Consider the following 9,956-nt stretch of genomic DNA (forward strand, 5'->3'; position numbering starts at 1 on the left):
GCCCCCCGCCCCCGCCCGCAGCCCGCAGCCGCCGTCACCGTCTCCCGCGCCCGCGACCCGCCGTCACGGCCCTCCCGGGCCGCCGTCCGTCGTCACCGTCCTCCGGGAGCGCAGTTCGTCGACCGCGGCCGCGCAGGCGCGCGTGCCGTCCGCCGTCAGCACCGCCATGCCGAGCCGGTCGGCCGACGACCTGAGCGGGGCCACCGGGTCGCCCGGTTCCACCGGTACCTCCCAGCGCAGCAGCCGCCATCCGGCCGGGTCGGGCCGCGGGGCGACCGCCGTGACGCGGCCCGGCGGGGCGGTGACGAACACGGTCGCCGCCGCCGCTGCCGCCGCTCCCTCGGGCTCCTCGCGCGGCCCCTCGCCGATCGGCCAGCCCAGGGCGGCGCGCCGCCAGTCGACGCCCCGGGTGAGGCGTACGAGGTCGGGGATGCCGTCGCCGCCGGGGCGGGTGTGCGTCTCGACGACGGTCACGCGGGCGGCGTCGACCTTGACCTCCGTGTGCGCCGGGCCGTCCGCGAGCCCCACCGCGTCGAGCAGTTCGGCGACCGCCCGCTCCACCCGCCGCCGCCCGGCCGCGTCCAGCGACGGCGGCGGCATCAGATGGGCGACCTCGACGAACGCCTCGCCCTCGGTGCGCTTCTCCGCGATGCCGAGGAAGGCGTGGCGCCCGCCGGAGGACAGCGTCTCGACGCTGAACTCCCGCCCCCCGACGTACCGTTCGAGCAGTGTGGCGCGGTTCCTGCGGTCCTCCGGCAGATCGTCCGCCGAGCGCAGCAGCGCGACGGCGTTGCTGCCGGTGCCCGCGACCGGCTTGGCGACCACGGGGGCGCCCCCGCCGAACAGCCGGGCCACCGCCTCCGCGTCGTCACCGGCCGCGAACGGCGGGTTCAGGTGGGGGGCCGCCCGCTCCAGGACGCGCCGCATCTCCAGTTTGTCGCGCGTCACCCGTACGACCTCCGGGGGCACCCCGGCCGCGCCGAGGCACCGGGCCGCGACGGCCGCCGGTTCGAGCCCGAGTTCGGTGAGCGAGACGACGGCGGCCGGGGCGAGGGGCCGCAGCACCTCGTCGACGAACGCCCGGAAGGTCGGGCCGTGCTGGTAGTCGGCCGCGTGGTGCGCGGCGGCGGGCGCGTCGAGGGGGGCGGCGCCGGGCAGCCGTACGTGGACGACGTCGACGGGCAGCGTGGCCGCCGCGCGGGCGACCGCCGCGTCGGCGCCGAGGACCACGAGCGTCACGGCGCCCGCCGCGCGCCGCGCGCACGGCCCGCGAGGTGTCCGCGTCCCCGTTCCACACGCCGATCGTAACCGCCGGGCAGCCGTTTCGGACCTCTGCGGAAAGCCCCCTGACGTCACGTCAGGGCGCCGTGCGCAGCTCCGGCGGCAGCGGCCGGGTGTGCAGGACGTCCAGCCGGGACACCGCGCGGGTGAGGGCCACGTACAGCCGGTTCGGGCCCCGCGGCCCGGTGTCCGCGACGGTGGCGGGCTCGGCGAGGACGACGTGCAAGCCGCCACCCGCCTCCGCGCCCGTCACCGCCTCCGCGTCCCTCGCCGGACCCGCGCCCTCCTCAGCCACGCTGCCGCTCCACCAGCACCTGGACCCCGTCCAGCAGGCGGGCCAGACCGAAGCGGAACTCGTCGTCCGGGTCGCCGGGGCCGTCCATGATGCCGGACTCCAGGGCCCGCGCCACCGCCGGATACCGCCCGGGGTCCGCCAGCAGCCGCAGCGTGCGGCCGTAGCGGCCCATCACCTCCTCGGGCGTGTCGCCCGTCGCCGCGGCCGCCGCGCCGATGTCGGCCATCACCCGGGTCTCGTTCCGCACGAACCCGCCGAGCAGCAGCACCACCGAGACCTTCGCCCCCTCGTCCAGCGGCGTGTCCGCCATCGCCGCCATGCCGGCCTCCCACCACGCCACCGAGTGGGGAGTGACCGGAGGGCCGGAGACGGGCACGTGCAGCGCCCACAGGTTGCGCTGGAACATCTCGCGCTGCGCCCACGCCCAGCGGGCCAGGGCGTCGCGCCAGCCGGTGCCGGGCGGCGGCGGGTCCGGGGGCGCGCCGATCGCGGCGTCCAGCATCAGCACGTACAGCTCGTCCTTGGAGGCGACGTGGCGGTACAGCGACATGGTGGAGGCCCCCAGCTTCTTCGCGACGCGGCCCATGGAGACCGCCGCGAGGCCCTCCGCCGCGGCCAGGGCGACCGCCACGTCCACGATCCGGTGCACGCTCAGACCGGGCCTGGGCCCCTTGGCGGGGCGTTCCCGCAGGCCCCAGGCGGCCTCCAGACCGGGCGTGAGCCCCGTACCGCCACTGTCCGCCACCGGCTCCACCCCTCCCGGACCCCGGCCCGGGCGCCGGGCCGCTTGACACCCATCCTAGTAATGCGTAACCCTTACGCAGTAGAGCGTATGCCATACGCAGTAAGAGGGAGCGCCATGCCGGGCAACACCGCCCGCACCACCGCACAAGCCGCCGCCGGTGCCGCCGTCGAGGCCCTCGGCCTCCGCACGTCGTACCGGGACGTCCCCGTCCTCGACGGGCTCGACCTGCGCGTGGAGCGCGGCACCGTCTTCGCCCTGCTCGGCCCGAACGGCGCCGGGAAGACCACCACCGTCCGCGTCCTGGCCACCCTCACCCCGCCGGACGGCGGCAGGGCGCGGGTCGCCGGGTACGACGTGGTCGCCGAACGCGCCCGCGTCCGCCGGGCCATCAGCCTGACCGGGCAGTACGCGGCCGTGGACGACCTCCAGACCGGCGCCGAGAACCTGCGCATGACGGCGAGGCTGTCCGGGCTGTCCCGGCGCGCCGCCCGGCACCGCGCCACCGAGCTGCTGGAGCGGTTCGGCCTCGCGCACGCCGCCGACCGGCTCGTCGGCACCTACTCGGGCGGGATGCGGCGCCGACTCGACCTGGCGGCCGGGCTCGTCGGGGAGCCCGAGGTGGTCTTCCTGGACGAGCCGACGACCGGCCTCGACCCGCGCAGCCGCCAGGAGTTGTGGGAGGTCGTACGGGGCCTGGCGGCGGGCGGCGCGACGGTCTTCCTCACCACCCAGTACCTGGAGGAGGCCGACCGGCTGGCCGACCGCGTGGCCGTCATGGACGGGGGGAGGATCGTCGCCGAGGGGACGGCCGACGCGCTCAAGTCCCGCGTGGCCGGCCACCGCCTGGACGTCGTCGCCACGGACACGGAGGCGTACGAGCGCCTCGCGGCGGGGGCGGAGACGCTCACCCGCACGCACGCGGTACCCACCGCCGACCCCGGTCCGCGCCGCTCCCCCGAGTCCCTCACCCTCGGCGTGCCCACCGACGGAACCGCCCCGTCCGTGCGGGCGCTGCTCGACGCGCTCGATCCGGACCGCACGGACATCGCCCGCTTCGCGGTGCGCACCGCGACCCTCGACGACGTGTTCCTCGCCCTGACCGGCACCGGAGCCGGCACCGGAACCACCGCCACCGCCCCCGTCCTCGGAACCGTCCCCGGAACCGGAACCGCCGTGAAGGAGTCCCGCCGTGCCTGACGCCGCCCTCACCCTCGTCGGCCGGAGCGTCCGGCTCAGCCGCCGCAACCCCGACGCGCTCATCACCGCCATGGTGCTGCCGGTGATGCTGATGCTGGTGTTCGTCTACTTCTTCGGCGGCGCCATCGACACCGGCACACGCACCTCGTACGTGACGTACGTCGTGCCCGGCGTCCTCCTGCTGTGCGCCGGGTTCGGCGCGTCCACCACCGCCGTGCGGGTCAGCGAGGACATGCGGGCGGGCATCGTCGACCGGTTCCGCTCCCTCGACGTGGGCGCGACGCCGATCCTCGCCGGGCACGTCGGGGCGAGCGTGCTGCGGAACGTGCTGTCGACGGCCCTCGTCGTCGGCGTCGCGTTCCTGATCGGCTTCCGCCCCGAGGCCGGGTTCGCCGGATGGGCGGCGGCGCTGGGGCTGCTGCTGGCGTTCGTGCTGGCCGTGTCGTGGCTGTCGGCGGCGGCCGGGCTGCTGGCGCGCACCCCGGAGGCGGCGAGCGGGTTCACCTTCCTCATGATGTTCCTGCCGTACCCGAGCAGCGCGTTCGTCCCGATCGACACGATGCCCGGCTGGCTGCACGGCTTCGCCGAGCACCAGCCGGTCACCCCGGTGATCGAGTCGCTGCGGGGCCTGCTGCTCGACCGGCCGGTGGACGACGCCCCGTGGATCGCGCTGGCGTGGTGGGCGGGGCTGCTGGTCCTGGCCCTGGCCCTGTCGGGGACGCTGTTCCGGGCGCGTACCCGGTGAGGGCGGTCCGGCGGGCCCACCGGACCCGCCGGACCCGCCGTCAGAAGACGTCCGGGCACCAGGCCCGGCGCGAGGCCCCGAACAGCAGGTCCGCCCGCGCCGCCGCGCCCGGCACCGACTCCTCGGCCCGGCCCAGCGCCACCAGCCGGGACACGGACCCGTCGCCCAGGTACAGCGCGCCCAGTTCGGCCACGTCCAGCACCAGGTCCGCCGCCGCGGCCGTCGGCGCGCACGCGGCGCCCTCCGGGGAGGCGTCCAGCCGGAACCGGCCCCCGGCCGGCCCCGCGGCGTCCCGCACCTCCAGCACCAGCGACCCCTCCGCCCGGTACGCGCGCGCCTCCAACGCCCGTACGACGTCGAGGATCCGCACCCACATCATGTCCGCGTGCGTCACCACCCGGGCGGCCCGCGGGTCCGGGAGGAGCATCGGCAGCAGGTCGTCGGGGGCGCGGTCGCCGCTCCGCACGAACACCACCCAGTCGATCGCGCACACGTACTGCCACAGCGCCCGCTCGGCGGCCGGGGTGACCGCGATCAGGTCGCGCACCGTCAGCGTGTTCCGCGGCTGCCTGCCCTCGTCCCACGTCCCGTCGGCGGCGTACGTGACGTACCCCTCCGCCTCCCCCGACGCGGAGCGGTACACCGCGTGGAACGGCTCGGTCCAGGGGTCGCCCGGCGCCAGGTTCCAGCCGGTGCGGCACTCCCAGTCGTGCACCGAGCGGCTCACCATGCCGTGGCGCACGGCCCGCGCCCGGTCGTACAGCACCGGGCCCAGTTCGCGGACGGCCTCGCCGTCGACGAGGTCGACACGGCCGCCGTCCTCCGGGCCGGACCAGCGCGGGTCCAGCGCGGCGCGGCGCAGGTCCACCTTCCACTCGGTGCACCAGGTGGCCGGGCCGAAGCCGAACCGCCCGTAGATCGGGTACTCGGCGGCCGTCAGCGTCGCCAGGACGTCACCGCGCTCCCTCGCCTCCGCGAGTTCGGCGGTCATCATCCGGCCGAGCAGGCCCCGGCGCCGGTGCGTCGGCGATACGGACACGTTCGTCACGGCGCTCGCCGCCACGGGGGCGCCGCCGACCGCCGTCACCTCCTGCGCGAACGACCGGGACGTCGCCACGCACCGGCCCCCGTCGAACACCCCGCGCATCCGCGGGAAGTCCTGGTGGGGCAGCCGCACCGCGAGCTCCTCCGGGGAGGGCGTCGGCGGACGCAGGAAGCCGGTGCGCAGAGCGCGGAGCCAGTCAGGGTGGTCGTCCTCGGTGAGGACGCGCGGGACGAGGGGGTCGGAGGCGGTGGGGTGAGGCGTCATGGCGGCCACGCTAGGCACCCGTCCGCCCCGGTCGCACCAGGGTTTCCCACTGCCCGCCCCTGCCCCGGCCGGCCCCGGGCGGGGCAGGGGCGGAANGCGGCGGGCCGGCGGTCGGAAGCCGCCGGTCCGCACGGCCCGCGCCCGGGCCGCCCCCTCACACCAGCAGGTCGTCGACCTGCGCCTCGCCCTCCCGGTACCGGCGGGCGATCTCCGCTCCGCAGTCGTCCGCCGTGCGCTGGAGGTCCTGGCGGAGGCGGGAGACCACCTGCTCGTACCGGGCCAGCCGCCCCATCGCCTCGCGGAGTTCGGCGTCGGTGCGGGCGCCGAGGTCGGACAGCTCGACCTCGGCGAGCATCTCGGCCGCCAGCACCCGGTACTCCTCGCTCCTCGGCGTGGACAGCGTCAGGTGCCGCGCCGAACCGGGGCGGCGGCCCGACGGCGCGTCGGCGAGGATCTCCGGCAGGCGGTCCACCACCGGGACCTCCGGCGCCGCCCGCCGCGACAGCTCCGCGCGGAGGATGTCGACGCGGCCCTGCAGCAGCCGGCGTACGTAACTCAGGTCGGCTTCGTCGGCGTGCGAGTCGCGCCGCAGTGTCCGCAGTTCGTCGAGGTGCAGTGTCCGCAGGTCGGGCGACATGGTGGGCTCCGGCGGTCGTACGGCCTCCAGCGCGGCCAGGCCGGCGCCCCGCCTCGTCCGGCCCGCCCCGCCCGGCACCCCGGCGGGGGCGGCGACGGCGGGCGGCTCGGCGGCGGACCGCTGCATCGGCGGACGGGCCTGCTCCGGCGCCGCACCGGTACGGGTGGCCGTGGTGGGGCCGGGCTGCTGCCCGGCGCCGGGTGTGCTCATGTTTCCGTCCCCTCGACCGGTGCCTCGGGCGCACCGCCTGACAGGCATGGTGCCACTCCCCCATGCGGTGCGCAGTCCTGTGCACCCGTTCGGCCCTCGGTAGGTTGGGCCGTATGCGAGCAGTGGTGCAGAGGGTCGACGGGGCGCGGGTCGAGGTCGGGGGCGAGACGATCGGGGAGATCACCGGCGAGGGGCTGTGCGTCCTGGTCGGCGTCACCCACGACGACACCCGGGAGGAGGCGGCGCGGCTGGCGCGGAAGCTGTGGGGCCTGCGGGTGCTGGACGGCGAGAAGTCCTGTTCGGACGTGGACGCGCCCCTGCTGGTGGTCTCCCAGTTCACCCTCTACGGGGACGCCCGGAAGGGCCGCCGCCCCACCTGGAACGCGGCGGCGCCCGGCGACGTGGCCGAGCCGCTGGTCGACGAGGTGGTGGCGCGGCTGCGGGAGATGGGGGCGACCGTGGCGACGGGCCGGTTCGGCGCGGAGATGCGGGTCTCCCTCACCAACCACGGCCCGTTCACGGTGCTCATCGAGGTCTGACCGCCCGGCCGGGCCCGGCCCCGTCCGGCGCGGGGCCCTACGGCTCCACCACCGGTTCCTGCGCCGCGGCCGTCCCGCCGGCGACGAGCGGCGCGTCGACCGGCACGTTCCGCTTCACCAGCGCGAGGGCGATCGGGCCCAGTTCGTGGTGGCGGACCGCGGTGGTGACGAAGCCGAGCTGCCGCCCGTCCGGGCCGTCGGCGGCAAGCCGCACGGGCGCGCCGTGCTGCGGCAGGTGCACCTCGCTGCCGTCGAGGTGCAGGAAGACCAGGCGGCGCGGCGGCTTCCCCAGGTTGTGGACGCGGGCGACGGTCTCCTGCCCCCGGTAGCAGCCCTTCTGGAGGTGGACGGCCCGGCCGATGAGGCCGATCTCGTGCGGGATCGTGCGGTGGTCGGTCTCGAAGCCGAGCCGCGGCCGGTGCTCCTCCACGCGCAGCGCCTCGTACGCGAGGATCCCGGCGAGCGGGCCGTGCGCGGCGGCATACGCCTCCAGCTCCCCGCGCGGCAGGAACAGCTCCCGGCCGTGCGGGGTCTCCCGGACGACGGTCCCCTCCGGGGCCTCGGCGATCGATCCGGCCGGGAGGTGGACCACGGCGAAGTCGTCCGTGCGGTCGGCGATCTCGACCCGGTAGAAGAACCTCATCGACTCCAGGTAGGCGAGGAGCGCCTCCCGCGTGCCGGGTTCGACGTGCGCCCACACCGTCGTGCCGTCGTCCACGAGGTACAGGGCGTGCTCGATGTGGCCGTTGGCGGAGAGGATCAGCGCGTCGGCCGCGCGGCCGGGCGGCAGCTCGCTGACGTGCTGGGTGAGCAGCAGGTGGAGCCAGGCCAGCCGGTCCTCGCCGCCGACGGTGACGACGCCCCGGTGGGAGAGGTCGACGAGGCCGCTCCCCGCCGCGAGGGCCCGCTGCTCGCGGAAGGGGTCGCCGTAGTGCGCGGCGACGCCCTCGTCCCGGCCCTCGGCGGGGACGGCGCCGGGCAGGGACAGCAGGGGGCTGGTCGGTGAAGGTCGCTGCATGGCGTCCAGCCTACGACCCGCCGTCCGGCGCCTCCGCCCGCGCCTTCTCCGTGCAGTCCCGGCACCGGCCGTAGATCGCGAAGTGCTTCATGTCGGTGTCGAAGCCGAACGCGTCGAGGAGCTTGCCGGTGAACTCGGCGGCGACCGACACGTCCGCCTCGATGACGCCCCCGCAGTCCCGGCAGACCAGGTGCAGGTGGTGGTGGCGGTCGGCGAGGTGGTACGTGGGCGCGCCGTGCCCCAGGTGGGCGTGGCTCACCAGGCCCAGCTCCTCCAGGAGCTCCAGGGTCCGGTAGACGGTGGAGATGTTGACGCCGGAGGCGGTCTTGCGCACCTCGGTCAGGATGTCGTCGGGCGTCGCGTGCTCCAGCTCGTCCACCGCCTCCAGGACGAGCTGGCGCTGCGGCGTCAGCCGGTAGCCGCGCTGCCGGAGGTCGCTCTGCCAGTCGGTGCTCACCACGCGCTCCAGTGTAGGAGCACCGCCCGGCTCCCCAGGGGCTACCGGAAGAAGGCGATCCCGTCGTCCGGCAGGTCGCCCAGGCTCTTCGCCATGGCCTCGACCTCCTCCGGCGTGACGACCTTCTTCAGGTGCGCCGACATGTACGGGCGGAGCGGCACCTCGGGGGTGGCCTTCTCGCCGACCCACATCAGGTCGCTCTTGACGTACCCGTACAGCCGCTTGCCGCCGCTGTACGGGCCGGAGGCGGCGGTGCGGGCGACGGCGTCGGTCGCCAGGTCGATCTGCGGCTTCTTGTCGGCGAGCTCGCCGTACCAGACCTCGACGATGCCCTGGTCGCGGACCATGACGACCTCGACCTTGCGGTCCTTGTCGATGCGCCAGTAGCCGCTCTCGCTCTCCAGTGGGCGGACCTTGCCGCCTTCGGCGTCCAGGACCCAGGTGCGGGAGGTGTACTCGATGAAGTCCCGGCCGTCGTGGGAGAAGGTCACGGACTGGCCGAAGTTGCACTTCTCGGCGCCGGGGAAGTCGGAGACGCCCGCGCCCTCCCACGTGCCGAGGAGGAACGCGAGGGGGACGAGGTCCGGGTGCAGGTCGGACGGGATCTGGATCATGATGTCAGGCTGCTCTGGCGATCTGTGCGGGTGCGGGGGATCAGCGCTGGCCCTGGTACAGCTTCTTCACGGTCAGCCCGACGAAGGCGAGGACGCCGATGCAGACCAGGACCAGCAGGGCGGAGAAGAAAGCCTCAAGCACGGGGTGCTCCTCGGTGGGGCGGTGAACGGTTCGGTGTAGGGACCGGGTCCCAGCCTAATGGGTGGGCTGCGGTCCGCTCCGGTGAGGTGTGCCGGGGAGCCGGCGGAGGGGGCCGNNCCNGGGCGGCGGGCGTGGGAGCGCCTCCCCGCCGGTCCCCGCCGTGCGCCCCGCCTGCGTGCGGCGGGGACGGGCGCGTACGGGCGCGCACTACAGTGCGGGACATGGCGAAGAAGCTCGTGATCAAGGTGACCGCCGGGGCCGACGCCCCCGAGCGGTGCTCGCAGGCGTTCACCCTGGCGGCGGTCGCCGCGGCCAGCGGCGTCGAGGTCTCGCTGTGGCTGACCGGGGAGTCCTCCTGGTTCGCGGTACCGGGGAGGGCGGCCGGGTTCGAGCTGCCGCACGCCGCCCCGCTGCCCGACCTGATCGACTCGGTCCGGGCGGCCGGCCGGATCACGCTGTGCACCCAGTGCGCGGCCCGCCGGGACCTCACGGAGGAGGACCTGATCGAGGGCGTGCGGATCGCCGGCGCCCAGGTGTTCCTGAGCGAGGTCATGGAGGACGGGGTCCAGGCCCTCGTCTACTGAGGACGGACCTCCCGGCCGGAACGGGCCCCTCCCGCGGGCGCCCGCGGCCCGGACGGGGCCTCCCGGCGGTCGTCGGCGGCCGGGAACCGGCTCGGGTCCCGGCGCCGGGCACCGCCCGTCGTGGCGCCCCGCGCCCGTACGGCCCCGGAAGGCCCCCTCGGCGCGGCGGGCNNCGCCCNGGTG

At 75.9% G+C, this 9,956-nt stretch carries 12 protein-coding genes; 4 read left to right on the forward strand and 8 right to left on the reverse strand.

Annotation, left to right across the window (positions count from 1 at the left end; translation table 11 throughout):
* Positions 1-63: 63 nt before the first annotated feature.
* From MW084_RS12845 to MW084_RS12855, 3 genes are all read right to left on the reverse strand, one after another.
* Positions 64-1,239 (reverse strand): ATP-grasp domain-containing protein, encoded by a 1,176-nt coding sequence (locus MW084_RS12845; RefSeq protein WP_010474318.1) that lies wholly within the window; start codon positions 1,237-1,239, stop codon positions 64-66.
* A 118-nt stretch (positions 1,240-1,357) separates the two neighbouring features.
* Positions 1,358-1,576, reverse strand: coding sequence for a hypothetical protein (locus MW084_RS12850; protein WP_010474319.1), 219 nt, complete (start codon positions 1,574-1,576; stop codon positions 1,358-1,360).
* Positions 1,569-2,330 (reverse strand): TetR/AcrR family transcriptional regulator C-terminal domain-containing protein, encoded by a 762-nt coding sequence (locus tag MW084_RS12855; RefSeq protein WP_010474320.1) that lies wholly within the window; start codon positions 2,328-2,330, stop codon positions 1,569-1,571. Before MW084_RS12855 ends, MW084_RS12850 begins: the two co-directional genes overlap by 8 nt.
* Positions 2,331-2,435: 105 nt before the next feature.
* Between MW084_RS12855 and MW084_RS12860 the strand changes: the two genes are divergently transcribed.
* Together MW084_RS12860 and MW084_RS12865 are read left to right on the forward strand one after the other, a co-directional pair.
* Positions 2,436-3,518 (forward strand): ATP-binding cassette domain-containing protein, encoded by a 1,083-nt coding sequence (locus MW084_RS12860; protein ID WP_010474321.1) that lies wholly within the window; start codon positions 2,436-2,438, stop codon positions 3,516-3,518.
* Positions 3,511-4,263: an ABC transporter permease gene (locus tag MW084_RS12865; RefSeq protein WP_010474322.1), complete on the forward strand. Its 753-nt coding sequence runs from the start codon at positions 3,511-3,513 to the stop codon at positions 4,261-4,263. The genes MW084_RS12860 and MW084_RS12865 overlap by 8 nt, the downstream gene beginning before the upstream one ends.
* A gap of 40 nt (positions 4,264-4,303) precedes the next feature.
* Here the strand turns inward: MW084_RS12865 and MW084_RS12870 are convergent, their stop codons facing one another.
* Positions 4,304-5,572: a GNAT family N-acetyltransferase gene (locus MW084_RS12870; protein WP_029553781.1), complete on the reverse strand. Its 1,269-nt coding sequence runs from the start codon at positions 5,570-5,572 to the stop codon at positions 4,304-4,306.
* Between the two features lie 154 nt (positions 5,573-5,726).
* Entirely contained in the window at positions 5,727-6,419 is a 693-nt protein-coding gene (locus tag MW084_RS12875; RefSeq protein ID WP_010474326.1) for an RsiG family protein, read from the reverse strand.
* Positions 6,420-6,532: 113 nt separating this feature from the next.
* On the opposite strand from MW084_RS12875, the gene dtd reads away from it, so the two are divergent.
* Positions 6,533-6,958, forward strand: coding sequence for a D-aminoacyl-tRNA deacylase (gene dtd, locus MW084_RS12880; protein WP_275563600.1), 426 nt, complete (start codon positions 6,533-6,535; stop codon positions 6,956-6,958).
* Between the two features lie 37 nt (positions 6,959-6,995).
* Here dtd and ygfZ read toward each other — a convergent pair whose 3' ends face one another.
* The 3 genes from ygfZ to MW084_RS12895 are packed head-to-tail and all read right to left on the reverse strand — an operon-like array spanning position 6,996 to position 9,047.
* On the reverse strand, positions 6,996-7,976 hold the full coding sequence (ygfZ, locus tag MW084_RS12885) for a CAF17-like 4Fe-4S cluster assembly/insertion protein YgfZ (protein WP_010475210.1): 981 nt from the start codon (positions 7,974-7,976) through the stop codon (positions 6,996-6,998).
* A 10-nt stretch (positions 7,977-7,986) separates the two neighbouring features.
* The gene (locus MW084_RS12890; RefSeq protein WP_029553858.1) at positions 7,987-8,436 is read right to left on the reverse strand and encodes a Fur family transcriptional regulator; all 450 of its coding nucleotides are present in this window, start codon (positions 8,434-8,436) and stop codon (positions 7,987-7,989) included.
* 38 nt (positions 8,437-8,474) lie between these two features.
* A complete protein-coding gene (locus MW084_RS12895; RefSeq protein WP_010475205.1) occupies positions 8,475-9,047 on the reverse strand; it encodes a heme-binding beta-barrel domain-containing protein in 573 nt (190 codons plus the stop codon).
* A 363-nt stretch (positions 9,048-9,410) separates the two neighbouring features.
* Here MW084_RS12895 and MW084_RS12900 point away from each other — a divergent pair, with 363 nt between their 5' ends.
* Positions 9,411-9,773: a DsrE family protein gene (locus MW084_RS12900; RefSeq protein ID WP_010475201.1), complete on the forward strand. Its 363-nt coding sequence runs from the start codon at positions 9,411-9,413 to the stop codon at positions 9,771-9,773.
* The last annotated feature ends 183 nt before the right edge of the window (positions 9,774-9,956 follow it).

This window comes from Streptomyces sudanensis, assembly GCF_023614315.1.
Classification (GTDB): Bacteria; Actinomycetota; Actinomycetes; order Streptomycetales; family Streptomycetaceae; genus Streptomyces; species Streptomyces sudanensis.